This window comes from Streptomyces sp. NPDC006458 (genome assembly GCF_040612135.1).
Classification (GTDB): domain Bacteria; phylum Actinomycetota; class Actinomycetes; order Streptomycetales; family Streptomycetaceae; genus Streptomyces.
The window spans coordinates 1-23,658 of sequence record NZ_JBEXPR010000029.1; the positions used below are offsets into that span (position 1 = coordinate 1).

A 23,658-nucleotide genomic window follows, 5' to 3' on the forward strand; every position below is an offset into this window, starting at 1 on the left:
TCCAAGGTCGACCGCTCCGCCGCCTACGCCATGCGCTGGGTCGCCAAGAACATCGTCGCCGCGGGCCTCGCCTCGCGCTGCGAGGTCCAGGTCGCGTACGCGATCGGCAAGGCCGAGCCGGTCGGTCTGTTCGTCGAGACCTTCGGCACCAACAAGGTCGAGACCGAGAAGATCGAAAAGGCCATCGACGAGGTCTTCGACCTGCGTCCGGCCGCGATCATCCGCGACCTCGACCTGCTGCGCCCGATCTACGCCCAGACCGCCGCCTACGGCCACTTCGGCCGTGAGCTGCCCGACTTCACCTGGGAGCGCACCGACCGCGTGGACGCGCTGCGCACGGCGGCCGGCCTGTAAGGCTCCGCACGACCCGGCCGAGGCCCGGTTCCCTTCGGGGGGCCGGGCCTCGGCGCGTGCGTGTCGGGTACGGCGGGGTGGGAGGCGTGTGCCCGGCGTGCGTGTGCGTGTCCGGTGCGGCCGGTTGGGCGGCGTGTGCCCGGCGGGACAGGAAGCGGCGCGTGCTCGGTGGGGCGGGCATCGGCGCGTGCTCGGTGGCGCTCGGCCTCGGGTGGTTCCGGGTGGTTCCGGGTGGTTCCGGGTGGTGCGAAAGGGCTGGCGCGCACCCGGTGGTGATCTCTAGTGCCCCGGCAGGCAGCGTTTGCCCGTCAAGGAGCGGCGTCCGGCGCGTGCTCTCGGTGTGCCGGGTGCAGGCCCTCGTACTGGATGTACTTGGGTCTGTGCCCGGTGCGGCGAGAGGGCGTGCCGGGCGTCGCGACGGGGCGAACGTTGCCTGTCGGGGCACTAGGCTGTGGCCGCTCTCCCGGTGCGCAGGCCGCGGTTCCTTCAGTGGAGTACGCCCGGTGCGTGCGGTGAATCTGGAATTTCTCGACCCGCTGCCGCCCTGATCTCGGGAGAGCCCTCGAACACGGCCCGGCTCCCGGGCCCCTCCGTGAGCGGCTCTCCCGCCCCGGCCGGAGTCCCGCTGTCAGTGGCATTTGGTAAGAATGCAAGCGTGAGCGGGGAGAACAAGCCGGTGGAGGGCGGTGCCGAGGGGGCGCCGCCCGAGCAGCTCGCGCTCATTCGCGAGAGTCTGCGCCAGGCCGGCAAGCCGCGGGCCAAGCCTCGGACCTGGCGCGGGGCCGCGCTCGCCAGGGAACTGCCCGTCGCACGCGTGCTGGTCGACAAGGGCGTACTGCATCTCGACCGGTACTTCGACTACGCCGTGCCGGAGGAACTGGACACCGACGCCCAGCCGGGTGTGCGCGTACGCGTACGGTTCGGGGCCGGGCGGCACCGGGTGCGGGAAGGACGCCGGGAAGGCGGCGGCCTGATCGACGGGTTCCTCGTCGAGCGGCGGGCCGAGTCCGACTACTCCGGGCCGCTGGCCGCGCTGGCCCAGGTCGTGTCCCCGGAGCCGGTGCTCAGCGAAGAACTGCTCTCCCTCGCACGGGCCGTCGCCGACCGGTACGCCGGCAGCCTCGCCGACGTGCTCCAGCTCGCCGTACCCCCGCGCAGCGCACGGGCCGAGCAGCGACCCTCGCCCGCTCCGCTGCCGCCGCCCGCCCGGCCCGAGCCCGGCCCGTGGACGCGCTACGAGCACGGCCCCGCCTTCCTGGAGTCGCTCGCCTCCGGAGGCTCCCCGCGGGCCGTGTGGAACGCGCTGCCGGGGCCGTGGTGGAGCGAGGAGCTCGCGCGGGCCGTCGCCGCGACGCTCGCCTGCGGGCGGGGCGCACTGGTCGTCGTCCCGGACGGACGCGTCGCCGCGCGGGTCGACGCGGCCCTGACCGCGCTGCTGGGCGAGGGCAGGCACGCACTGCTCACGGCGGACGCCGGGCCGGAGAAGCGGTACCGGGAGTGGCTGGCCGTACGACGGGGCAGTGTGCGGGCCGTCGTCGGGACCCGGGCCGCCATGTTCGCGCCCGTCCAGGACCTCGGGCTCGTCGCCCTCTGGGACGACGGGGACGACAGCCACAGCGAACAGCACGCGCCTCAGCCCCACGCCCGCGAGGTCCTGCTCCTGCGGGCCGCACAGGACCGATGCGGCTTCCTGCTCGGCGGGCTCAGCTGCACCGTGGAGGCCGCGCAGCTCGTGGAGAGCGGCTGGGCGAGACCGCTGGTCGCCGCGAGGGAGCGGGTGCGGAGCCTCACCCCTCTGGTGCGCACCGTCGGCGACCAGGACCTGGCCCGCGACGAGGCCGCCCGCGCCGCCCGGCTGCCGACCCTGGCCTGGCAGGCCGTCCGGGAGGGGCTGCGGCAGGGGCCCGTGCTGGTGCAGGTGCCCAGGCGCGGATACGTGCCGCGGATGGCCTGCGCGCAGTGCCGCGCGCCCGCCCGCTGCCGGCACTGTGCCGGGCCGCTCCAGGGGAGCGAGGCCGGGACGACGCGGTGCGACTGGTGCGGCAAGGAGGAGAACGCGTGGCACTGCCCCGAGTGCGGGTCCTTCCGGCTGCGCGCGCAGATCGTCGGGGCGCGGCGCACCGCCGAGGAACTGGGGCGGGCCTTCCCCAAGGTCCCGGTGCGCACCTCCGGGCGCGAACACGTGCTGGACACCGTCCCCGGGACGCCCGCGCTCGTGGTGAGCACGCCCGGGGCCGAACCGGTCGCCGAGGGCGGCTACGCGGCGGCACTGCTGCTGGACGGCTGGGCGATGCTCGGGCGGCCCGATCTGCGCGCCGGTGAGGACGCGCTGCGGCGGTGGATCGGCGCGGCAGCGCTGGTGCGGGAGCAGTCGGCGGGCGGCACGGTGGTCGTGATCGCCGACCCCACGCTGCGGCCGGTGCAGGCGCTCGTGCGCTGGGACCCCGTGGGACACGCGGTGCGCGAGCTCGCCGAGCGGGCCGAACTGGGCTTCCCGCCGGTCTCCCGGATGGCCGCCGTGTCCGGTCCGCCCGAGGTGGTCGCGGGCTTCCTCGGCGCGGTCGACCTGCCCGGCGGGGCCGAGGTGCTGGGCCCGGTGCCGCTGCCGGTCACCCCGCCCGGCCGCCCGCGCCGCCCGGGGGCGCCGCCGCCGGGCGAGCACTGGGACCGCGCGCTGGTCCGCGTCCCCACGGGGAGCGGGGCGGCGCTGGCGGCCGCTCTGAAGGCCGCTCAGGCCGCGCGGATGGCCCGGGGGAGCGACGAGGGGGTCCGGGTGCGGATCGATCCTCCCGACATCGGTTGAGGGCTGTCGGTGCCCTCGTGGGGGAGTGCTCCGCCCCCGCCAGGACGGTGCCGTCGTGGCGGGAGTGCTCCGCGCCCCCGTACCCCGCGGGAGTGCTCCGCGTCCCCGCACGCCGCTGCCCTCCCGGGCCGTCGTACGGCGGGAGGGCAGTCGGAGGCGGGAGCGTCAGCCGTTGCGCGGGCCGGGGAAGGTCGTCGGGCGGGGGTCCTCGCGCAGGGACGGGCTGCCCGCGGTCGGCTGGGTGGGCATGGAGCGGGCCGCGGGGACGGTCGGTACCGCCGGGAGACCGGTGGGGACGTTGACCGTGCGGGTGCCCGACGACTCCGTGTGCTCGGCCTCGGCGGTCGCGGGGGCGGCGGCGCGGCGGGAGCCGTATCGGCGGTGCACGGCCTGCTTGGTGACGCCGAGCGCGGAGCCCACCGCGTCCCAGGAGAAGCCGAGCGAGCGGTCGAAGTCGACCGCGGCCGTGACCAGGGTCTCGACACTGTCCCGCAGTTCCTGGGCGAGGCGGACCGTGGGGGCGGGGGCTCGTCCGTAGACGACGAAGCCCGTGGAGGGGCCGGAGCGGCGCGGGCGGTAGACGTTGCCCAGCTGGGCGGTGAGGGTGCGCAGTGCGTCCACCTGCCGGCGGACCCGCTCGATGTCCCGCACCAGCAAGTGCAGGCTGGCCCGAGCCTGGGCGTCGTGGGTTGCGTGGTCGGCCATGAACAAGCCTCTCGAACCGGCGTTGAGGAGAAGGAATCGGGGCGGGAAAGCGGCCCCTTGTGGTCAACTCTTTCTTGACCAACGCGTCTGCGCCCCGCTGGTCACGGGCTGGGGGCGTACGGGCATATGCGTACGCCGCCCGGCCACCCGCGCACCCCCCGGCCGCCGGTTCCTCCTGAGGGGGCGCCAGGTCCCCGGTGAAATCGCCGCCTGCCTCGCGCGGGCCTCGTCATAGACTTGTGCGTCGCCCGTCCGACCCCGCCCGAGAGGCCCCAACCCACACATGAAGCTTGTCTTCGCCGGTACCCCCGAGGTCGCCGTTCCCGCTCTGGACGCTCTCATCGCCTCCGGGCGGCACGAGGTGGCCGCCGTCGTCACCCGGCCCGACGCACCGGCCGGGCGGGGGCGCAGGCTGGTCGCGAGCCCTGTCGCCGAGCGGGCGGAGGAGTCCGGCATCGAGGTGCTCAAGCCGGTGAAGCCGCGCGACCCCGAATTCCTGGAGCGGCTGCGGGAGATCGCACCCGACTGCTGTCCCGTCGTGGCCTACGGCGCCCTGCTGCCGCGCGTCGCCCTCGACATCCCCGCGCAGGGCTGGGTCAACCTGCACTTCTCGCTGCTGCCCGCGTGGCGGGGGGCCGCGCCCGTGCAGCACTCCCTCATGGCGGGCGACGAGATCACCGGCGCCTCCACCTTCCTGATCGAGGAGGGACTGGACTCCGGCCCCCTCTACGGCACCGTCACCGAGGTGATCCGCCCCACCGACACCAGCGGTGACCTGCTCACCCGCCTCGCCTTCGCCGGTGCCGGGCTGCTCGCCGCGACCATGGACGGCATCGAGGACGGCACCCTGAAGGCCGTACCGCAGCCCGCCGACGGCATCACGCTCGCCCCGAAGATCACCGTCGAGGACGCCCACATCGACTGGTCCGCTCCCGCCCTGCGCGTCGACCGGGTGGTGCGGGGCTGCACGCCCGCGCCCGGTGCCTGGACGACCTTCCGCGGCGAGCGCCTGAAGCTCATCCATGTCGCCCCCACACCCGACCGCACCGACCTCGCGCCCGGCTGTCTCGCCGTCGGCAAGAACAGCGTCCATGTCGGCACCGGCTCCTACGCCGTCGAGCTGCTGTGGGTGCAGGCGCAGGGCAAGAAGCCGATGAAGGCCGCGGACTGGGCGCGCGGCGTGCGCATCGCGGACGGGGAGAGCGTCGGGTCGTGAGGCCGCCGGGGACCCGGCTGCGCGCCCGCGTCGCGAACGGCGGCGCGCTCCCGCGTGCGCCCCGGTCCTCGCGCCCGCGCACCCGCCCCGCGGCCGACGTACGCTGGGCGCAGACCGTATACAGAGATCCGGAGCACCTTTTTCGTGAGCGACACCTCCCGTCGGCCCCGTACGGCCGGCAAGCCCTACCGGCGGCCCCAGAAGGACCCCGTCCGCATCCTCGCCTTCGACGCGCTGCGCGCGGTGGACGAGCGGGACGCGTACGCCAACCTCGTGCTGCCGCCCCTGCTGCGCAAGGCGCGGGAGAAGGAGGGCCCGGAGAAGTTCGACGCACGGGACGCGGCGCTGGCGACCGAGCTGGTGTACGGGACGCTGCGGCGCCAGGGGACGTACGACGCGATCATCGCGGAGTGCGTGGACCGGCCGCTGCGGGAGGTCGACCCGCCGGTCCTGGACGTGCTGAGCCTCGGGGCCCATCAGCTGCTCGGCACCCGCATCCCCTCCCACGCTGCCGTGTCGGCCACCGTGGAGCTCGCGCGGGTGGTGCTCGGCGACGGCCGGGCGAAGTTCGTCAACGCGGTGCTGCGCAAGATCGCGCAGGACGACCTCGACGGCTGGCTGGCCCGGGTCGCCCCGTCGTACGACGAGGACCCGGAGGACCATCTGGCCGTGGTGCACTCGCATCCCCGCTGGGTCGTCTCGGCACTGTGGGACTCGCTGGGCGGCGACCGCGCGGGCATCGAGAAGCTGCTGGCCGCCGACAACGAGCGGCCCGAGGTCACCCTGGTCGCCCGGCCCGGCCGGGCCACGACCGGGGAACTGCTCGGCGAGGAGGCCGCGGTGGCGGGGCGCTGGTCGCCGTACGCCGTGCGGCTCACCGAGGGCGGCGAGCCCGGCGCGATCGAGGCCGTGCGGGAGGGCCGCGCGGGCGTCCAGGACGAGGGCAGCCAGCTCGTGGCGCTCGCCCTGGCGAACGCCCCGCTCGACGGGCCCGACGAGAAGTGGCTGGACGGCTGCGCGGGTCCCGGCGGCAAGGCGGCCCTGCTCGCCGCCCTCGCCGCGCAGCGCGGCGCCGTGCTGCTGGCGAGCGAGAAGCAGCCGCACCGGGCCGGCCTGGTCGCCAAGGCCCTGGACGGCAACCCCGGGCCCTACCAGGTGATCGCCGCCGACGGCACACGGCCGCCGTGGCGGCCCGGCTCCTTCGACCGGGTGCTGATGGACGTGCCCTGCACCGGCCTCGGTGCCCTGCGGCGCCGTCCCGAGGCGCGCTGGCGGCGCCGCCCGGAGGACCTGGACGGCTTCGGGCCGCTCCAGCGGGCCCTGCTGCGCACCGCCCTGGAGTCGGTGCGGGTCGGCGGGATCGTCGGCTACGCCACCTGTTCGCCGCACCTGGCGGAGACGCGGTCGGTGGTCTCCGACGTGCTCAAGCAGTTCCCGGACGCCGAGCTGATCGACGCCCGGCCGCTGCTGCCGGGTGTGCCGGAGCTGGGCGAGGGTCCGGACGTACAGCTGTGGCCGCATCTGCACGGGACGGACGCGATGTATCTGGCGCTGATCCGGCGGACCGCGTCGTAGGCGTCTCCCGGCGGACCGTGCCGTAGGGGTTCGCCGACGGATCGCCCCGTCTACGGGCGGATCGCCCCGTCCACGGGCGGGCCGCTCCGTCCACCGGCGGGCCTTCGCTGTGGGAGTCCACCGGTGGACCGTGCCGTAGGGGTCCCGGCCGGGGCGCTAGTGCGGGTTCACCGTGGTTTCTCGCGTAGTTCCCCGCGCCCCTCGGGGGGCTGTTCCGCCGTCCTCCTTCGATAGCGGACCTGGCCACCACACCTTCGGGTCGACGTCCGGGAACGGGGCCGTGACCAGCACCGACCGGACGTGGCCGCATCTGCACGGGACGGACGCGATGTATCTGGCGCTGATCCGGCGGACCGCGTCGTAGGCGTCTCCCGACGGACCGCCCCGTCCGCCGACGGATCGCCCCGTCCAGGGGCGGGCCACCGGCGGGCCCTCCCCGTGGGAGTCCGCCGGTGGACCGTGCCGTAGGGGTCCCGGCCGGGGCGCTAGTGCGGGTTCACGGTGGTTTCTCGCGTAGTTCCCCGCGCCCCTCGGGGGGCTGTTCCGCCGTCCTCCTTCGATAGCGGACCTGGCCACCACACCTTCGGGCCGACGTCCAGGAACAGGGCCGTGACCAGCACCGACCGGACGATGAAGGTGTCGATGAGCACGCCGAGGGCGACCGCGAAGCCGATCTCGGCGAAGGCGACCATCGGCAGCGTGCCCAGGGCGGCGAAGGTGCCGGCCAGCACCAGACCGGCCGAGGTGATGACCGCGCCGGTGGCCGCGAGCCCCGTGATCACGCCCTGCCGGGTGCCGTGGTGGGCAGCCTCCTCGCGGATGCGTGTGGTGAGGAAGATGTTGTAGTCGATGCCCAGGGCGACCAGGAACACGAACACGAACAACGGGAAGTCCGTCGACTCGCCCGCGTAGTCGAAGATGTGCCGGAACGCGAAGGCGCTGATGCCGAGGGCCGCCGCGAACGACAGGATCACCGTGCCGATCAGCAGCAGCGGGGCGATCAGCGCGCGCAGCAGGGCGCACAGGATCAGCAGCACCACGACCAGCACCAGCGGGATGATCACGATGTTGTCGTGCGTGGTCGCCTTGTCCATGTCGAGCAGCGCGGCCGTGCCGCCGCCCACCTGGGCGTCCGCGTCGGGCACCGCGTGCACGGCGTCCCGGACCCGCTCCACGGTCTGCTTCGCGGCCTCGCTGTCGGCCGGGGCGGTCATCGTCGCCTCGAACAGCACCTTGCCCTCGTGTACGGGTTTGGTGCCCGGTGGCAGCCCGAGCGAGGTCGGCACGACCCCTTCGGTCCCGGCGACGGTCAGGCCCACCTGCCGGGCCTGTGCCTCGTTGGAGATGATGACGAGCGGATCGCCGCTGCCCGCGGGGAAGTACTCCTCCGAGATCTCCTGACCCGTGATCGAGTCCGGTTTCCCGGTGAACGCGTCCGCGTTGGAGATGCCCTCCGCGCGCAACTGGATCAGGCCGAGCGAGCAGACCGCAAGGATCAGCCCCGTGATGACCCAGACCATGCGCGGCCGGTCGGACATCCGGCGGCCCATCTTCGCCCACACGCCCCGCTCATGCGGGTTCGGGGCACCGAGGTGCGGGATCACCGGCCAGAAGATCCACCGGCCGCAGATCACCAGCAGGGCCGGGAACAGCGTCATCATCGCCACCAGGGCGACGGCCACGCCGATGGCCGCGACCGGTCCGAGGCCCCGGGTGGAGTTCATCTCCGCCGCGAGCAGCATCAGCATGCTCAGCACGACGGTCGCGCCGGAGGCGATCACCGCCGGGCCCGCCCGGTGCAGGGCGAGCGCCATCGCCTCGTGCCGGTCCTCGTGCCGGCGCAGTTCCTCGCGATATCGGGCGACGAGCAGCAGCGCGTAGTCGGTGCCCGCGCCGAACACCAGGACGGTCAGGATGCCCGCGCTCTGGCCGTTCACCGTCAGCCCCGCGTACTCGGCGAGGAAGTAGATCAGCGCCTGCGCGGTGAACAGCGCGGCGATCACCGCGACCACAGGCACCAGCAACAGGGTCGGGCTGCGATAGGTGATCAGCAGCATCACGACGACGACGCCCATCGCGGCCAGCAGCAAGGTGGAGTCGATGCCCTCGAACGCCTCGGAGAAGTCCGCCGAGGTGCCGCCCGGTCCGGTGATGTGCACGGCCATCCCGCCGCCGCTCTCACCGACGACGTCCCGGATGGAGTCGACCGCGGGCGCGATCCGGTCCCAGCCCTGCTCGTCCATCGTGATCGGCACGGACACCTGCGCGGCCCGCGGAGCGACCTCGCGGTCGTAGGCCGGCCCGCGCGTCTCGTCCCCGATGATCCCGTGGTCGGTGAGCTGCTTCAGCTGCGCCACGTCGTCCTGGATCTGCGCCCGGTCCTCGACGGTGAGCCCGCTGTCCCGGGCGTAGATCACGACGGCCGGGATCTGCTCGGGCCGGAAGTCCTTGGACGCCTCCAGCACCTGCGTGGACTCCGCGGACCCCGGCAACCAGGAGGCCGCGTCGTTGTCCTGCGCGTCGCCCAGCTTCTGCGCGAAGGGCGCGGCCACGAAGAGCACGATCAGCCACAGGACGAGGACGACCCACTTCGCCCGCCGCCCGCAGACCAGATGCGCGATACCCGGGTTGCCTGTCATTGAGACCTCCCCACCAGCACCCTAGGGGCGCGAGGAACGGCGCGACCAGCCACGGGCAGCCCGCGGTCGGCGAAAAAATTCAGCCGCTCGGCACCCCAACGGCTCAAGCCGAGCGCAGCGCATAGGCTTAGGACATGGCCGCGCAGATCAACCCCAGCATCCTGTCCGCCGACTTCGCCCGCCTCGCGGACGAGGCCAGGGCGGTGGACGGAGCCGACTGGCTCCACGTCGACGTCATGGACAACCATTTCGTCCCGAACCTCACGCTCGGTGTGCCGGTCGTAGAATCCCTGGCCCGTGCGACGGACGTTCCGCTGGACTGTCATCTGATGATCGAGGCCCCCGATCGCTGGGCCCCCCAGTACGTGGAGGCGGGTGCCTCCTCGGTCACCTTCCATGTCGAGGCGGCCGCCGCTCCGGTGCGGCTCGCGCGGGAGATCCGGGCGAAGGGCGCGAAAGCCTCGATGGCACTGAGGCCGGCGACGCCCATCGAACCCTACGAGGATCTGCTGCCCGAGCTCGACATGCTGCTGATCATGACCGTCGAACCGGGCTTCGGCGGCCAGGCGTTCCTCGACATCATGCTTCCGAAGATTCGCCGCACCCGCGAGTTGATCAGCAAGCACGGCCTTGAGCTGTGGCTTCAGGTCGATGGTGGCGTCTCGGCCGCCACCATCGAGCGCTGCGCGGACGCCGGAGCCGACGTCTTCGTGGCGGGTTCGGCGGTGTACGGGGCCGAGGACCCGGCCGAGGCGGTCCGGGCCCTGCGAGCGCAGGCGGACTCGGCGACGGCCAGAGCCTCCTGGGCATGTGACCACTGAGTAGGTCTTCCTTGGCGTGCGACCACTCGGCCAAGGAAACTTGAACGGCGCCCATCAGGGCGGATCAAGTGCGCCGGATCTGCGAGGATGAGCGGCGAATCCAGAGTGTGAACAGCAGTGAGGAGATCGCCGTGTCGGGTATGTCGGCGGGCCGGTCAGCCATGCGGATGGGACCCGCTGAGCTGGTGCAGGCGGCGGCCATGGCCCGCCGCTTCTACCTCGAGGGCAAGTCCAAGATCCAGATCGCCGAGGAGTTCGGCGTCAGCCGTTTCAAGGTGGCCCGGGTCCTGGAAACCGCCCTCGAACGTGATCTCGTACGCATCGAGATCCGCGTCCCGGCCGAGCTGGACGCCGAGCGTTCCGACGCTCTCCGCGCCCGCTACGGCCTGAGACACGCCGTCGTGGTCGAGTCCCCGGCCGAGGCCGAGGAGACCCCCGACCCCGAGAACCTCGGGGAGGTCGCCGCCGACCTGCTCGGCGAGCTCGTCAACGAGGGGGACGTCCTGGGCCTGGCCTGGGGCCGCTCCACCATCCACATGGCGGCGGCGCTGGACCGGCTGCCGCCGTGCACGGTGGTGCAGCTGACGGGCGTGTACGACGCCGGGACCGCCGAGCGCGGCTCCGTGGAGGCCGTGCGGCGTGCCGCACAGGTCTCCGGCGGCGACGCGCACCCCATCTACGCGCCGATGCTGCTGCCGGACGCGGCCACCGCGGCCGCGCTGCGCAACCAGACCGGCATCGCGCGGGCCTTCGAGTACTTCGACAAGGTCACGGTCGCCTGTGTGTCCATCGGCTCCTGGGAGCCGGGCATCTCGACGGTGCACGACATGCTCAGCGACGAGGAGCGGGCGCACTACGCCTCGCTCGGCGTCGCCGCCGAGATGTCGGCGCACCTGTTCGACACGCTGGGCCGCCGGGTGGGCCGGGACCTGGGGGAGCGCTGCATCACGGTCAAGGCCGACCAGCTCCGCCGGATCCCCGAGGTCGTGGCGATCGCGGGCGGGCAGCGCAAGGCCGCCGCGATCGACGCGGTGCTCCGCTCCGGGCTCGTCACCTCCCTGGTGACGGACACCTCGGCCGCGGACTACCTGATGACCGCGGGCCCGGCCCCGAAGCCCGCCCTCAACCGGGCGGACCCGGACGGCGTCTGACGGCGTGTGACCCGGGGACGGCCGTGGCAGCATCGACGACATGCCGCTGCGGTTCGTCCCCCGGGCGCTGCTGTGCCTGCTCCTTCTGCTGACCGGTTGTTCCGGCACCGGGACCGACGCGCCGTCCCGTGCCGACGGCCCGCCGACCGCGCGGGTGGCCGAGCTGCCCGCCGAGGCCCGCGAGACGCCGGCCCTCATCGACCGGGGCGGTCCGTTCCCGTACGACAGGGCCGACGGCGCGGTCTCCGGGAACTTCGAGCACCCGCTGCCCGGGCACGAGCGTGGCTACCACCACGAGTACACCGTCGAGACCCCGGGCTCGCCCGACCGCGGCGCCCGGCGCCTGGTCACCGGGCGCGGCGGCGAGCTCTACTGCGCCGACGACCACTACGACAGCTTCCGGGCGGTGATGAGATGACGGCCTACGTCGTCGAGCTGGACCTCCACGGGGTGACGGACAAGGCGGGCCTGATGGACCGCTGCGCCGAGACCCTCGCCCTTCCCGCGTGGTTCGGCCGCAACTGGGACGCCCTCGCGGACAGCCTCTCCGACCCGGGCGTGTGGCCCGAGGAGGTCGGCGACCGCGATCTGCTGCTGCTCGTGCGCGGCTGGCGGCCGTACGCCCGCACCCGGCCGCAGGAGTGGGAGACCGCCCTCGACGTGTTCACCCAGGCGATGGGCGGGATGCCGGCGCTGACGGTGAGGCTCGCCCTTGGAGGATCCTCCCACTGACTCCCTGAGCAGCCTGGACGAACCGACCGTGTATCGCGAACCGGCTGACATGGGACAATGAAGTACGTGCTCCTTCCCCCTGGCTGACCTGTCCGGGGGCCGCCTCTGATCGACTGGGATGTGCAGCACGTGCGTTTCCTCAACGACATCCAGCCCTCCTACGACCTGACGTACGACGACGTCTTCATGGTGCCGAGCCGCAGCGCGGTCGGCTCGCGGCAGGGTGTGGACCTCAGCTCCCGGGACGGCTCGGGCACCACGATCCCGCTCGTCGTCGCCAACATGACCGCCATCGCCGGCCGCCGGATGGCCGAGACCATGGCGCGGCGCGGTGGTCTCGTGGTCATCCCGCAGGACATCCCGATCGAGGTCGTCACCGAGGTCGTCTCCTGGGTCAAGGGCCGTCACCTGGTGCTGGACACCCCGATCGTGCTGGCTCCGCACCAGACGGTCGCCGACGCGCTGGCCCTGCTGCCCAAGCGGGCGCACAACGCCGGGGTCGTCGTCGACGAGGATCACCGGCCGATCGGCGTGGTCACCGACCAGGACCTGACCGGCGTGGACCGCTTCACGCAGCTCGAGGTCGTCATGTCCAAGGACCTGCTGCTGCTCGACGCGGACATCGACCCGCGCGAGGCCTTCACCACCCTCGACTCCGCGAACCGGCGCTACGCCCCGGCCGTGGACGGCGAGGGCAGGCTGGCCGGCATCCTGACCCGCAAGGGCGCGCTGCGGGCCACCCTCTACACCCCGGCCGTGGACGCCCAGGGACGGCTGCGCATCGCGGCCGCCGTCGGCATAAACGGCGACGTGGCCGGCAAGACCAAGCAGCTGCTGGACGCGGGCGTGGACACGCTGGTGATCGACACCGCGCACGGCCACCAGGAGTCGATGATCAACGCGATCCGGCTGGTGCGGGCGCTCGACCCGCAGGTGCCGATCGCCGCGGGCAACATCGTCTCCGCGGAGGGCGTCAAGGATCTGATCGACGCGGGCGCGGACATCATCAAGGTCGGGGTCGGCCCCGGCGCGATGTGCACCACCCGGATGATGACCGGTGTGGGCCGGCCGCAGTTCTCCGCGGTGCTGGAGTGCGCCGCCGAGGCGAAGAAGTACGGCAAGCACGTCTGGGCCGACGGCGGTGTCCGCCACCCGCGTGATGTGGCGATGGCCCTCGCGGCCGGTGCCTCCAACGTGATGGTCGGCTCCTGGTTCGCGGGCACGTACGAGTCGCCCGGCGACCTCCAGCACGACGCCCAGGGGCGTGCGTACAAGGAGTCGTTCGGCATGGCCTCGGCGCGTGCCGTGCGCAACCGCACCTCCGAGGAGTCGTCCTACGACCGTGCCCGCAAGGCGCTGTTCGAGGAGGGCATCTCCACCTCCCGCATGTTCCTCGACCCGGCCCGTCCGGGCGTCGAGGACCTGGTCGACTCGATCATCGCGGGCGTCCGCTCCTCGTGCACCTACGCCGGCGCCAACTCCCTGCAGGAGTTCGCCGACAAGGCCATCGTCGGCGTCCAGAGCGCCGCCGGCTACGCCGAGGGCAAGCCGCTGCACGCCAGCTGGAGCTGACGCGCCGACATCTTCCACGACGGCCCCCGCCACCTGGCGGGGGCCGTCGTCGTGCGCGCCCGACGGCCCGCGTCACGGACCGGTCGAAAACGCCCCGAACGCAACACTCGACAGCCCTCGTGCAACGAAAGTCCACCGCTGTGCGAGGAACGCAACGATCTTGCGGACATGCGCAAGGTTGCTGCATTACGACGGCAATGCCCCGGCTCATAGGGTGCTGCGCTGTACGAGGTGTGGCGGGGAGTCCACTCGGTGTGATTCCCCGCGGGGCGGGGTGCCGCCGTATCCCCGTCCCCCCCCTGATCGGCAGCGATAAGGAGCCGCGCGTGCTCGACCAAGGCGCACCCACGCAGAACCGCAGAGAAACCGCCCCGCGTCCCCCGGGATCGGTGCGCGCCTGATGCGCAAAAAGCCCGTGGAACACCTGGTCGCCGAGGGTGTTCAGGGCGAAGGGGGCTCGCTGCGGCGCTCCCTCGGGCTGTGACAGCTGACCATGATCAGCATCGGTGCCACTCTCGGCACCGGCATCTTCGTCGTCCTCGGCGACGCCGTCCCCGAGGCCGGTCCGGCCGTCACCCTGGCCTTCGTCATAGCCGGTCTGACCGCCCTGTTCTCCGCGCTCTCCTACGCCGAGCTGGCCGGCTCCATCCCCGTCGCCGGTTCCTCGTACTCGTACGCGTACGCAACGATGGGCGAACTCGTCGCCTGGATCTGCGGCTGGTGTCTGGTGCTGGAGTACGGCGTGTCGGTGGCCGCCGTCGCTGTCGGCTGGGGCGAGTACCTCAACGAACTGCTCGATGGCACGATCGGTGTCACCATCCCCGCCTCGCTGTCCTCGGCACCCGGTGAGGGCGGCGTCATCAACCTGCCCGCCCTGATCGTCGTGCTGCTGGCGATGGTGTTCCTGCTCGGCGGGGCCCGGGAGTCCGCCCGCGCCAACACCGTCATGGTCGCGGTGAAGATCGCCGCGCTGGTGCTGTTCTGCACGGTCGGCTTCATGGGCTTCAAGTCCGGCAACTACGCGGACTTCATGCCGCTCGGCATGGCCGGTGTCAGCGCCGCGGGTGCCACCCTGTTCTTCTCCTACATCGGCTTCGACGCCGCCTCCACCGCAGGCGAGGAGGCCAAGAACCCCAAGCGGGACCTGCCGCGGGCGATCATGCTGTCGCTGGTCATCGTCAGCGCTGTACGTGCTGGTCGCGGGTGTCGCCGTCGGCGCCTGGCACTGGACGAAGTTCGAGGGCTCCGAGGCATCCCTCGCCACGATCATGAACGACGTCACCGGCCAGACCTTCTGGGGCACGCTGCTCGCGCTCGGCGCGGTCATCTCCATCGCGAGCGTGGTGCTCACCGTGCTCTACGGGCAGACCCGCATCCTGTTCGCGATGTCCCGCGACGGCCTGGTGCCCAGGGCGCTCGGCAAGGTCGACGCCCGCACCGGCACCCCGCGCCTGAACACCGTCATCGTCTCCCTCTTTGCGGTGTCCTCGCGGCGATGATCCCGCTCGGCAAGCTCGTCGACGCCACCAGCATCGGCACGCTGTTCGCCTTCGCCCTGGTCAACATCGCGGTGATCGTGCTCCGCGCCAAGCGGCCCGGCCTGGAGCGCACCTTCAAGGTCCCGTTCGGTCCGGTGCTGCCGGCGCTCGGCTTCCTGTTCTGCGCCTGGAACATGTTCAGCCTCGACACCGTGACCTGGGTGGTCTTCGGGTGCTGGATGGCCGTGGGTCTCGTGTTCTACTTCCTGTACGGCATGCGCCGTTCCCGTCTCGCGACGCCCGAGGCGTCCGCAGCTGAAGTGAAGTGAACCACCCGCAGTGCTGAACGATCTCGACGAACGCATCGTGCACGCCCTCGCCGAGGACGCCCGCCGCTCCTTCGCGGACATCGGGCAGCTCGTCGGCCTGTCCGCGCCCGCCGTCAAGCGGCGCGTGGACCGGCTGCGTGCCACCGGGGCCATCACCGGCTTCACCGTACGGGTGGACCCGGCGGCGCTCGGCTGGGAGACCGAGGGGTTCGTCGAGATCTACTGCCGGCGCAACACCTCGCCGGAGACCATCCAGCGGGGCCTGGAGCGCTACCAGGAGGTCGTGGCCGCCTCCACCGTCACCGGTGAGGCGGACGCGGTCGCCCAGGTCTTCGCCTCCGACATGCGTCACTTCGAGCGCGTCCTGGAGCGCATCGCGGGGGAGCCGTTCGTGGAGCGCACCAAGTCCGTGCTGGTGCTCTCGCCGCTGCTGCGGCGGTTCTCCTCCGGCTCACCCGCCTGACCGTTCGCGCACCACCCTCCGCTCCACCTGCGCCAGCATCCGCCGCACGGCGATCCGGTGGCCGCCGGTGCCGATGACCAGCCCCCGGTAGACGGCCCCCGCCGGGCCGGGGAAGCGGGCCCGGGTCTCGGCCCGCACCCGGGTCTGTGCCTCGCCCACCTCGTCGAGCCGGAAGACCAGGGCGTACGACGAGAAGCGGTGCCGTCCCACCAGGGCCAGCTCGTGGCCCGGAACCGCCGCGGCGACCCGGAACCCGGCCAGTGCCGAGCCCTCGGCCAGGGGCCGGGGTCCGCGGGCCGTGCGGTCGGCGCAGCCGAGCAGGCGCGCTACGAGAGAGGTCCGCCCGCCCGAGAAGGAACGGTCCGCCACCCGGCCCAGCTCGCGCCAGACGGCCTCCGGCCCGGCGGCCACGACGGCCGTGTGCGTGTCGACGTACGGCAGGGCGAGGATCTCGGCGCTTTCCACGGCGGGCACCTTTCGGCAGGCGGGCGTTGCGGCTTGTGCACAGCAGTCTCGCGCGCCCGCGCGGCCTCGGCCTCCTGCGCCGGGTGGAGCCCGAAGGGCCGTACGGGGGAGGCGAGCTCCTCCTCAAGGAGGCTCCTCGCGGGCGCGGTCAGTGGGCCGTCTTGCGGGCCAGCGCGTTGTTCCTTGTCGAGTTGTGCACGCTGAAGCTCACCGCGTCCGAGCGGTAGTGGTCGTCCGACCACTCGACGGGGCGGCCCTCCCGGGTCGTCGTCACCCGACGGTCGTGTCCGACGAGCACTGGTACGAGGACGAGGCGGGCGCGCTGGTGCGCCCCTACACGGTCACGCACGGGCGCACCCGGCCCGCGCGGGGCATCAGCGTCGATCTGTTGTCCCAGGTCACGGCCCTGGAGCCGGAGGCGGGCGGCTGGCCCGGCGTCGACCACGCCCGCACCCGGCTGCTCGCCCTGCTCGGGCCCGGCCCCCGCCCGGTCGTGGAGCTCGCCGCGGACGCGGACCTGCCGCTGACTGTCGTCCGGGTCCTGCTGGGCGACCTGGCCGAGGCGGGACTCGTGCGCATCGACGCACCCCGGCGCGCGACCGGCCCCGCCGCACAGGCCGACCCCGCCCTGCTGCGCGAGATCGTGGACCGCCTGCGCGATCTGTGAACCCGGGGCGCCGCTGCCCCCGATTCTCCGGTGGCGTCGCCCCTCGCACCACCTCTGACCAGGCACGTCAGCCGCATCCGGGCGCGGTGGCCCTCGCCGTGCGGGCCCGCTCCCCGCCGGGCGGGGCGAAGGGGGCGGGCGGGGCGCGCAACGAATCGCCGCGAGAGCCCCGACGCACGCAACGATCAGCGCACCGGCGCGCAACGGCTTCTCCTTGTCCGGGCCGCTCGGCCGCCCGTACCTTCTATGTGGCCCCCACACCCATTCGCCCCCGGTGAGGAACACGCATGCGCACCGCCCTGCTCCAGAGCTCCGGCCGCCCCGGCTCGACCGTCGAGAACCTCAAGGTCCTCGACGAGGCCGCGGGCCGCGCCGCCGCCGCTGGAGCCGCGCTGCTCGTCACGGCGGAGATGTTCCTGACCGGCTACGCGATCGGCGACGACATCGCGCGGCTGGCCGAGCCCGCCGACGGCGAGGCCGCCGACGCCGTCGCCGAGCTCGCGGCGCGGCACGGACTGGCCGTCGCCTACGGCTACCCCGAGCGGGACGGCGACACGGTGTTCAACGCGGTCCAGCTGATCTCCGCCGAGGGCACGCGACTGGCCAACTACCGCAAGACCCATCTCTTCGGCTGCTTCGAACGCGACCACTTCACCCCGGGCGACAGCCCGGTCGTCCAGGCCGAGCTGAACGGCCTCACCGTCGGCCTGATGATCTGCTACGACGTGGAGTTCCCGGAGAACGTCCGGGCCCACGCCCTGGCCGGCACCGACCTGCTGCTGGTGCCCACCGCGCAGATGCACCCCTTCCAGTTCGTCGCCGAGTCGGTCGTGCCGGTGCGTGCCTTCGAGAACCAGATGTACGTCGCGTATGTCAACCGGGTGGGGCCCGAGGGCGAGTTCGAGTTCGTCGGCCTGTCCACGCTGGCCGGCCCCGACGGTGTCGCCCGCACCCGCGCCGGCCGTGAAGAGCAGCTCGTCCTCGCCGATGCCGACCCGGTGTTCCTCGCCGCCTCCCGCGAGAACAACCCGTACCTGAAGGACCGGCGTCCCGGCCTCTACGGCTCCCTCGTCTGAGCCGCTCCCCGAGCCTCCCCCCAGTTTCGTTTCGCGCAAGGAGTCCGTACCCCATGACGTCCACCGTGCCCAACGCCGTCGAGCACGCCGACGAGCAGCAGCAGCCGCCGATCACGATGTTCGGCCCGGACTTCCCTTACGCCTACGACGACTTCCTCGCGCACCCGGCGGGCCTGGGCCAGATACCCGCGACCGAGCACGGCACCGAGGTCGCGATCATCGGTGGCGGTCTGTCCGGCATCGTCGCCGCCTACGAGCTGATGAAGATGGGTCTCAAGCCCGTCGTCTACGAGGCCGACCGGATAGGCGGCCGGCTGCGCACCGTCGGCTTCGAGGGCTGCGACGAGTCGCTCAACTGCGAGCTGGGCGCGATGCGCTTCCCGCCGTCCTCCACCGCCCTGCAGCACTACATCGACCTGGTGGGCCTCGAGACCCGCCCCTTCCCGAACCCGCTGGCCGAGGCGACCCCCTCGACCGTGGTCGACCTCAAGGGCGAGTCGCACTACGCCGAGACGGTCGACGACCTGCCGCAGGTCTACCGTGACGTCGCCGACGCCTGGAACCGCTGCCTCGAAGAGGGCGCCGACTTCTCCGACATGAACCGCGCGATGCGCGAGCGGGACGTGCCGCGCATCCGCGAGATCTGGGCGCGACTCGTCGAGAAGCTGGACAACCAGACCTTCTACGGCTTCCTGTGCGGCTCCGAGGCGTTCAAGTCCTTCCGGCACCGCGAGATCTTCGGCCAGGTCGGCTTCGGCACCGGCGGCTGGGACACCGACTTCCCCAACTCCATCCTGGAGATCCTCCGCGTCGTCTACACCGAGGCCGACGACCACCACCGCGGCATCGTCGGCGGCTCCCAGCAGCTGCCGGAGCGCCTGTGGGAGCGCGAGCCGGAGAAGATCGTCCACTGGGGGTACGGCACCTCCCTCGCCAAGCTGCACGAGAACGGCGAGCCCCGCCCGGCCGTGACCCGGCTGCACCGCACCGCGGGCAACCAGATCACGGTGACGGACGCGGGCGGTGACATCCGCACCTTCAAGTCGGCGGTCTTCACCGCCCAGTCCTGGATGCTGCTGTCCAAGATCGCCTGCGACGACGCGCTGTTCCCGATCGACCACTGGACGGCCATCGAGCGCACCCACTACATGGAGTCCAGCAAGCTCTTTGTGCCCGTGGACCGGCCCTTCTGGCTGGACAAGGCCGTCGACGACAGGGGAAATCCGACCGGCCGGGACGTCATGTCGATGACGCTCACCGACCGCATGACCCGCGGGACCTACCTGCTGGACGACGGCCCGGACAAGCCCGCCGTCATCTGCCTGTCCTACACCTGGTGCGACGACAGCCTGAAGTGGCTGCCGCTGTCCGCGAACGAGCGGATGGAGGTCATGCTGAAGTCGCTCGGCGAGATCTACCCGAAGGTCGACATCCGCAAGCACATCATCGGCAACCCGGTGACCGTCTCCTGGGAGAACGAGCCCTACTTCATGGGCGCGTTCAAGGCCAACCTGCCCGGCCACTACCGCTACCAGCGCCGCCTGTTCACGCACTTCATGCAGGACCCGCTGCCCGAGGACAAGCGCGGCATCTTCCTGGCCGGCGACGACATCTCCTGGACGGCCGGCTGGGCCGAGGGCGCCATCCAGACCGCGCTGAACGCGGTCTGGGGCGTCATGCACCACCTCGGCGGCGAGACCGACTCCACCAACCCCGGCCCCGGCGACGTCTACGACGAGATCGCCCCGGTCGAACTGCCCGAGGACTGACCGGGCCCCGTGGACCGAGGTGCGGGCGGCCGGACTCAGACGCCGGCCGCCCGCGCCTTCTCGAAGACCCCCGGCAGCGGGGTGAGCAGCATCCGGCCCGCGAAGCCCACGGCCGCGTCCAGCCGCTCGGTGAACTCCTCGGCGACATCGGGGAGCCGGCGCAGCGCCCACAGCGCACGCGCCGCGGCCCAGGTGGCGTCGCGGGCGCGCTCCAGGCTCCAGGAGCCGATCAGATGGGTGAGCGGGTCGGCGATCTGGAGCAGGTCGGGACCGGGCATCAGATCTTCGCGGACCCGCTCCTCCAGTGTCACGAGGAGATCGCCCACCCGGTCGAACTCGTCCTCCAGCTCGGCGGGTTCGCACTCCAGGCTACGACAGGCGTCCACCACGGCCAGCGCGAGATCGTGCCCGATGTGCGCGTTGATGCCCGCGAGCGCGAACTGCACTGGACGTACGCCGGGATGGCGGCGGAACTGGAACAGCGGCCGCCAGCAGGCGGGCGGACGGCGGTCGTCGGCGGCCGCGTCCACCGCGGCCAGATATCGCCGTGCGAACCGCACGTCCAGCGTGATCGCGGCCGCCGGGTCGGTGAACCGGCCCGCGTCGATCTGCCGGTCGACCTCCTCGGTGACGGCCAGGTAGACACGGTTGAACACGGCGATCCCGTCCCGTTCGGGAAGGGCCGCGTCCAGCGCGCGCATCCGGGAGACGACCGTGTCGACGGGTGTGGTGAACTGTTCTAACTGCGCCATGGGGGCAGGGTCCCAGCCATAGGCTGACCGGAGTGCCGGCGGGCCCGACGCTTCCCCAGAACGGGGGAACGCCTCCCGCCGCGCGGGAGGGGGAGAACACTGTGGCAGGCTCACGCGCCCGCCGGCCGGCCGAGCGCGGACGGGCCGTTCGGCGCCACGCGATGGTGGGGGCCGCGTCGCTGGTGGTGGCGGTCGGCACCGTCACCGGTCTGGTGTCCGCCCTCGACGACCGGAGTGGCCCCGACCAGGCCCGGCCGCCGGAGGTGACCGGCACACCCCGCCCCGAGCGGATATCCGCCCTCCCCTCGCCGTCCCCGTCCGCGTCGCCGAGTCCATCCCCCTCGCCGAGCGGGTCGAAGGAGCGCGCCCGGACGCGGGCGACGACGAAGGCGCCCGCGTCCGTGCGGACCGAGCGCCGGACGGCGAGCGCCGCCCCCGCGGACGCCCGCCTGTACCGGCACCCGGACTCCCAGGTGCTCGAATGGGTGCGCGACAACCCCGACGACCCGCGCCGCCAGGTGATCGAGTCGCGCATCGCAGGCCACCCGTCGGCGGTATGGTTCGCCGACTACACGCCCGGCAACATCACCGACCGGGTCGCCGCCGTCACCTCCGGCGGTGCCGCGCAGGGCCGTGTGCCGGTCGTCGTGCCGTACGTGATCCCGGACCGCGACTGCGGCGGCTACTCCGAGGGAGGGGCGCCCGACCTGGCCGCCTACGACGCCTGGATCGACTCCTTCGCGGCCGGCCTGGGCTCGGGCGAGGTCGTGGTGATCCTGGAGCCCGACTCCGTCGCCCAGTCCGAATGCCTCAGCGAGGCCGAGCGCGCCGAGCGTTTCGCCTCGCTCGCGCGCGCGGGCCGTGTGCTGAAGGCGGCCAACCCCCGCGCACGCGTGTACTTCGACGCGGGCCACTCCGACTGGCACGAGGCGGCGCAGCAGGCGGCCCTGCTGCGCCGGGCGGGCGCGGCCTCGTCGGCGTCCTCGGACGGCGTCTTCAGCAATGTGTCCAACTTCCAGGGCACCGCCGACGAGATCGCCTACGACCGTCAGGTCCTCGACGCGCTGGGCGGCCCGGCGGACCTGGGTGCCGTGATCGACACCAGCCGCAACGGCAACGGCGCCCCGGCGGACGGTGAGTGGTGCGACCCGGCGGGCCGCGCCCTCGGCCGCACCCCGACCCTGGCCCCGGGCGAGTCGCGGATCGACGCCTATCTGTGGGTCAAGCCGCCGGGGGAGGCCGACGGCTGCCAGGGCACCCCGGGCACCTTCACGGCCTCCTACGCCTACGAACTGGCGCGCTGAGCCCCTCCCCGGGGCCGGGCCCCCGAGGAACGGGCGTGCTGAGCGGGCGCTTAGGGTGAGGTGGTTGAACCGTCCAGCACAGGAGACCCCCTCGTGACCGCCGAAGCCCCGACCGCACCCGTCCTGTCGTACGGCCGGCTCATGCCCGTCACCGTCCACTTCGACGACCTCGACGCCCTCGGGCTGCTGCACAACGCCCGCTACCCGCTGCTCGTCGAGCGCGCCTGGGCCGAGTTGTGGCACGGGCACGGCATCACGTTCGAGGGGGACTGGGCGGCGGCCGGGGACGCCTGCAACGCGGTCAAGGAGCTGACCATCGGTTACGACGCCCCGGTCACCCGCCCCGGCGTCTATGCCGTGCATCTGTGGCTGGACCGCCTCGGCACCACGGGCCTCACCTACGGCTTCCGCTTCTGCTCGGCCGACGGCACCACGACCTACGCGCACGGCACCCGCGTCCTGGTCCGGCTCGACGCCGCGACCCTGCGCCCGGCGCCGTGGAGCGAGGGGTTCAGGGCCGCATGTCGCGAACTGCTTCGGCCGGCCGGCTGACCTTCGGCCGGTTGCGGTCCCCGGCGCGCAGCACGCCCGCGAGCGCGGCCAGCGCGCCCGCCAGCACGGTCACCAAGGCGAACGACACCGTCAGGCTGGTCGCCTGGGCCAGGCCGCCCGTCGCGCCCGGCGCGACCAGCCCCGAGGTGTACGTGATCGTCGCGACACCGGCGATGGCCTGGCTGGGGTTGGGCCCGCTGCGCCCGGCCGCCGCGAAGCACAGCGGGACGACGACCGCGATGCCGAGCCCCATCAGCGCGAAGCCCGTGATGGCCACCGCCGGGTGACCGGCCAGGACGATCAGCAGACCGCCGAACCCGGCGACGAAACCGCCCGCGCGGACCGTACGGACGGCGCCGAACCGGTCGATCACCTTGTCCCCGGCGAACCGGGCCAGGGCCATCGTGAGCGTGAAGCCTGTGGTGCAGGCGGCGGCGAGACCCGCCGAGGCCTCCAGCCGGTCCTCCAGATACACCGCCGACCAGTCGAGGCACGCACCCTCCGCGAACATCGCGCAGAAGCCGACGGCCCCGATCAGCAAGGCCGAGCGCGGCGGCAGCGCGAACCGCGGCGGCGGCTCCTCGTCCTCGGTGGGCTGGAGATCCAGTACCCAGGCGCAGGCCGCGAACCCGACCACGGTCAGCACACCCGCCGCCGCCGCGTGGTGCAGACGGGCGTCCACGTCGAGGTGGGCGGCCAGCGTGCCGCCCGCCGAGCCGAGCAGGGCGCCCGCGCTCCACATGCCGTGCAGGCCCGACATGATCGACCGGTTCAGGCGGTTCTCGACCTCCACGCCCTGCGCGTTCATCGCCACGTCGGACATGCCGGCCGCGGCGCCGAACACGAACAGCGCGAGACACAGCGTGGCCAGGTTCGGCGCCTGAGAGGGCAGGACCAGCGCCAGCGTCCACAGCGCGAGCAGTCCGCGCAGGGCGGTGCGGGCGCCGAAGCGGTGGATGATCCGGCCGGCGAGCGGCATCGCCAGCGAGGCGCCGAGTGCGGGAAAGGCGAGGGCCAGGCCCAGCTGGCCCGGGCTGACCGAGGCGTGGTCCTGGACCCAGGGCACGCGCGTGGCGAACGAGCCGGTCACCGCGCCGTGCACGGCGAACACGGCGGCCACCGCGTAGCGGGCGCGCATCACCGCGCGCCGGTCGACGACCCCGGACACCACGTCGTTCATCATCCGTCCCTCCCCGTGAGCCGACCACTTCGGCCCGCTCCGCCGCCGTAAACTA

General features: G+C 72.8%; 20 protein-coding genes and 2 pseudogenes. 16 read left to right on the forward strand and 6 right to left on the reverse strand.

What is annotated here, in order from left to right; genetic code table 11:
• Window positions 1-354: methionine adenosyltransferase domain-containing protein (locus ABZZ79_RS31395; protein ID WP_356694548.1), on the forward strand; the 354-nt coding region annotated here is incomplete at its 5' end.
• A gap of 655 nt (window positions 355-1,009) precedes the next feature.
• Window positions 1,010-3,157 (forward strand): primosomal protein N', encoded by a 2,148-nt coding sequence (locus ABZZ79_RS31400; RefSeq protein WP_356694550.1) that lies wholly within the window; start codon window positions 1,010-1,012, stop codon window positions 3,155-3,157.
• A 165-nt stretch (window positions 3,158-3,322) separates the two neighbouring features.
• On the opposite strand, the gene ABZZ79_RS31405 is transcribed toward ABZZ79_RS31400, so the two are convergent.
• Complete coding sequence (locus ABZZ79_RS31405; protein ID WP_356694552.1) at window positions 3,323-3,862, reverse strand: hypothetical protein; 540 nt, start codon at window positions 3,860-3,862, stop codon at window positions 3,323-3,325.
• A gap of 283 nt (window positions 3,863-4,145) precedes the next feature.
• Between ABZZ79_RS31405 and fmt the strand changes: the two genes are divergently transcribed.
• Together fmt and ABZZ79_RS31415 are read left to right on the forward strand one after the other, a co-directional pair.
• Window positions 4,146-5,078, forward strand: a complete 933-nt coding sequence (gene fmt / locus ABZZ79_RS31410; protein ID WP_356694554.1) for a methionyl-tRNA formyltransferase — start codon at window positions 4,146-4,148, stop codon at window positions 5,076-5,078.
• Window positions 5,079-5,222: 144 nt separating this feature from the next.
• Window positions 5,223-6,653 (forward strand): transcription antitermination factor NusB, encoded by a 1,431-nt coding sequence (locus tag ABZZ79_RS31415; RefSeq protein WP_356694556.1) that lies wholly within the window; start codon window positions 5,223-5,225, stop codon window positions 6,651-6,653.
• 485 nt (window positions 6,654-7,138) lie between these two features.
• Here the strand turns inward: ABZZ79_RS31415 and ABZZ79_RS31420 are convergent, their stop codons facing one another.
• Complete coding sequence (locus ABZZ79_RS31420) at window positions 7,139-9,292, reverse strand: MMPL family transporter (protein WP_356694558.1); 2,154 nt, start codon at window positions 9,290-9,292, stop codon at window positions 7,139-7,141.
• Window positions 9,293-9,426: 134 nt separating this feature from the next.
• On the opposite strand from ABZZ79_RS31420, the gene rpe reads away from it, so the two are divergent.
• From rpe to ABZZ79_RS31455, 7 genes and pseudogenes are all read left to right on the forward strand, one after another.
• Window positions 9,427-10,113, forward strand: a complete 687-nt coding sequence (gene rpe / locus ABZZ79_RS31425; RefSeq protein WP_356694560.1) for a ribulose-phosphate 3-epimerase — start codon at window positions 9,427-9,429, stop codon at window positions 10,111-10,113.
• 107 nt (window positions 10,114-10,220) lie between these two features.
• Complete coding sequence (locus tag ABZZ79_RS31430; RefSeq protein ID WP_356694562.1) at window positions 10,221-11,264, forward strand: sugar-binding domain-containing protein; 1,044 nt, start codon at window positions 10,221-10,223, stop codon at window positions 11,262-11,264.
• 40 nt (window positions 11,265-11,304) lie between these two features.
• Window positions 11,305-11,682, forward strand: a complete 378-nt coding sequence (locus ABZZ79_RS31435) for a ribonuclease domain-containing protein (RefSeq protein ID WP_356694564.1) — start codon at window positions 11,305-11,307, stop codon at window positions 11,680-11,682.
• Window positions 11,679-11,996: a barstar family protein gene (locus ABZZ79_RS31440; protein ID WP_356694567.1), complete on the forward strand. Its 318-nt coding sequence runs from the start codon at window positions 11,679-11,681 to the stop codon at window positions 11,994-11,996. Before ABZZ79_RS31435 ends, ABZZ79_RS31440 begins: the two co-directional genes overlap by 4 nt.
• 129 nt (window positions 11,997-12,125) lie before the next feature.
• A complete protein-coding gene (locus ABZZ79_RS31445) occupies window positions 12,126-13,568 on the forward strand; it encodes a GuaB1 family IMP dehydrogenase-related protein (protein WP_356694688.1) in 1,443 nt (480 codons plus the stop codon).
• A gap of 326 nt (window positions 13,569-13,894) precedes the next feature.
• Window positions 13,895-15,375: pseudogene (locus tag ABZZ79_RS31450) on the forward strand (amino acid permease).
• Window positions 15,376-15,385: 10 nt separating this feature from the next.
• Window positions 15,386-15,838 carry an Lrp/AsnC family transcriptional regulator gene (locus tag ABZZ79_RS31455; RefSeq protein WP_356694569.1) on the forward strand — a complete coding sequence of 151 codons (453 nt, stop codon included), beginning with the start codon at window positions 15,386-15,388 and terminating at the stop codon, window positions 15,836-15,838.
• On the opposite strand, the gene ABZZ79_RS31460 is transcribed toward ABZZ79_RS31455, so the two are convergent.
• A complete protein-coding gene (locus ABZZ79_RS31460; protein ID WP_356694571.1) occupies window positions 15,827-16,303 on the reverse strand; it encodes a hypothetical protein in 477 nt (158 codons plus the stop codon). The genes ABZZ79_RS31455 and ABZZ79_RS31460 overlap by 12 nt on opposite strands.
• 148 nt (window positions 16,304-16,451) lie before the next feature.
• Window positions 16,452-16,583, reverse strand: a pseudogene (locus ABZZ79_RS31465) (GntR family transcriptional regulator); the annotation flags it as partial.
• A 3-nt stretch (window positions 16,584-16,586) separates the two neighbouring features.
• Here ABZZ79_RS31465 and ABZZ79_RS31470 point away from each other — a divergent pair.
• The 3 genes from ABZZ79_RS31470 (at window position 16,587) to ABZZ79_RS31480 (ending at window position 19,815) form a co-directional block, all read left to right on the forward strand.
• Window positions 16,587-16,970: a DUF742 domain-containing protein gene (locus tag ABZZ79_RS31470; RefSeq protein ID WP_356694573.1), complete on the forward strand. Its 384-nt coding sequence runs from the start codon at window positions 16,587-16,589 to the stop codon at window positions 16,968-16,970.
• Window positions 16,971-17,257: 287 nt separating this feature from the next.
• Window positions 17,258-18,046 carry a carbon-nitrogen hydrolase family protein gene (locus tag ABZZ79_RS31475; protein WP_356694575.1) on the forward strand — a complete coding sequence of 263 codons (789 nt, stop codon included), beginning with the start codon at window positions 17,258-17,260 and terminating at the stop codon, window positions 18,044-18,046.
• A 53-nt stretch (window positions 18,047-18,099) separates the two neighbouring features.
• Window positions 18,100-19,815, forward strand: a complete 1,716-nt coding sequence (locus tag ABZZ79_RS31480; RefSeq protein ID WP_356694577.1) for an NAD(P)/FAD-dependent oxidoreductase — start codon at window positions 18,100-18,102, stop codon at window positions 19,813-19,815.
• A 35-nt stretch (window positions 19,816-19,850) separates the two neighbouring features.
• Here ABZZ79_RS31480 and ABZZ79_RS31485 read toward each other — a convergent pair whose 3' ends face one another.
• A complete protein-coding gene (locus ABZZ79_RS31485; protein WP_356694579.1) occupies window positions 19,851-20,567 on the reverse strand; it encodes a DUF5995 family protein in 717 nt (238 codons plus the stop codon).
• A gap of 161 nt (window positions 20,568-20,728) precedes the next feature.
• On the opposite strand from ABZZ79_RS31485, the gene ABZZ79_RS31490 reads away from it, so the two are divergent.
• Both ABZZ79_RS31490 and ABZZ79_RS31495 read left to right on the forward strand, forming a co-directional pair.
• Window positions 20,729-21,871: a glycoside hydrolase family 6 protein gene (locus ABZZ79_RS31490; protein ID WP_356694690.1), complete on the forward strand. Its 1,143-nt coding sequence runs from the start codon at window positions 20,729-20,731 to the stop codon at window positions 21,869-21,871.
• Between the two features lie 93 nt (window positions 21,872-21,964).
• Complete coding sequence (locus ABZZ79_RS31495) at window positions 21,965-22,423, forward strand: acyl-CoA thioesterase (protein WP_356694581.1); 459 nt, start codon at window positions 21,965-21,967, stop codon at window positions 22,421-22,423.
• Here ABZZ79_RS31495 and ABZZ79_RS31500 read toward each other — a convergent pair.
• On the reverse strand, window positions 22,383-23,603 hold the full coding sequence (locus ABZZ79_RS31500; RefSeq protein WP_356694692.1) for an MFS transporter: 1,221 nt from the start codon (window positions 23,601-23,603) through the stop codon (window positions 22,383-22,385). The two genes, ABZZ79_RS31495 and ABZZ79_RS31500, sit on opposite strands and share 41 nt — an antisense overlap.
• Between the last annotated feature and the right edge of the window lie 55 nt (window positions 23,604-23,658).

Excerpts from the sequence above, each read along its gene's own strand:
- rpe (WP_356694560.1), top strand. The coding sequence starts at position 9,427 with ATGGCCGCGCAGATCAACCCCAGCATCCTGTCCGCCGACTTCGCCCGC.
- ABZZ79_RS31420 (WP_356694558.1), bottom strand. The coding sequence starts at position 9,292 with ATGACAGGCAACCCGGGTATCGCGCATCTGGTCTGCGGGCGGCGGGCG.
- ABZZ79_RS31440 (WP_356694567.1), top strand. The coding sequence starts at position 11,679 with ATGACGGCCTACGTCGTCGAGCTGGACCTCCACGGGGTGACGGACAAG.
- ABZZ79_RS31435 (WP_356694564.1), top strand. The coding sequence starts at position 11,305 with ATGCCGCTGCGGTTCGTCCCCCGGGCGCTGCTGTGCCTGCTCCTTCTG.
- fmt (WP_356694554.1), top strand. The coding sequence starts at position 4,146 with ATGAAGCTTGTCTTCGCCGGTACCCCCGAGGTCGCCGTTCCCGCTCTG.
- ABZZ79_RS31405 (WP_356694552.1), bottom strand. The coding sequence starts at position 3,862 with ATGGCCGACCACGCAACCCACGACGCCCAGGCTCGGGCCAGCCTGCAC.
- ABZZ79_RS31480 (WP_356694577.1), top strand. The coding sequence starts at position 18,100 with ATGACGTCCACCGTGCCCAACGCCGTCGAGCACGCCGACGAGCAGCAG.
- ABZZ79_RS31485 (WP_356694579.1), bottom strand. The coding sequence starts at position 20,567 with ATGGCGCAGTTAGAACAGTTCACCACACCCGTCGACACGGTCGTCTCC.
- ABZZ79_RS31500 (WP_356694692.1), bottom strand. The coding sequence starts at position 23,603 with ATGAACGACGTGGTGTCCGGGGTCGTCGACCGGCGCGCGGTGATGCGC.
- ABZZ79_RS31490 (WP_356694690.1), top strand. The coding sequence starts at position 20,729 with ATGGTGGGGGCCGCGTCGCTGGTGGTGGCGGTCGGCACCGTCACCGGT.
- ABZZ79_RS31475 (WP_356694575.1), top strand. The coding sequence starts at position 17,258 with ATGCGCACCGCCCTGCTCCAGAGCTCCGGCCGCCCCGGCTCGACCGTC.